The sequence below is a fragment of the Pseudoramibacter alactolyticus ATCC 23263 genome (assembly GCF_000185505.1).
GTDB classification, from domain to species: domain Bacteria; phylum Bacillota; class Clostridia; order Eubacteriales; family Eubacteriaceae; genus Pseudoramibacter; species Pseudoramibacter alactolyticus.
The window spans coordinates 1-558 of sequence record NZ_GL622389.1 but is presented as its reverse complement, the minus strand read 5'-3'; the positions used below and the strand labels follow the sequence as shown (position 1 = coordinate 558).

Here is a 558-nt window from a genome sequence, read left to right as displayed (position 1 = left end):
CTCCGGGTTGCGGTCCAGAGTGAACTTGCCGATGGTGTGCAGCGGGTAATCCTTATGCGGCCACACCTTGGTGATGTCGAACGGGTTGAACCGGTAGTCCTTGGCCTCGTCATAGGGCATGAGCTGCACCTTGACGGTCCAGGAAGGATAGTCGCCGTCGGCAATGTGGTTGAAGAGGTCCTCGCGGTGGATGTCTGGGTGATCACCGACGATCGCCTTGGCCCGGTCAGCAGTCATGTTGTGAACACCCTGGTCACTAATGAAGTGGTATTTCACCCAGGTGATCTTCCCTTCGGCGTTAACCCACGAGTAGGTGTGCGAGGAGTAGCCGTTCATCGTGCGATAGCTGAGCGGAATGCCGCGCGGTCCCATGAGGTAAGCCACTTGATGGGCCGATTCGGGGGACAGGCTCCAATAGTCATACATCATATTCGGACTGCGCAGTCCGGAATTCGGTAGCCGCTTCTGGGAGCGGATGAAGTGCGGGAACTTCATCGGGTCACGCATAAAGAACACCGGGGTGTTGTTGCCGACCATGTCGAAGTTGCCTTCGTCGGT

The 558-nt window shown here is 57.3% G+C and carries 1 protein-coding gene; it reads right to left on the bottom strand.

Annotated elements, in window-relative coordinates; all coding sequences use genetic code 11:
* The coding region (locus HMPREF0721_RS11295; protein ID WP_006599930.1) for a catalase at nt 1-558 on the bottom strand (558 nt) is incomplete at both ends.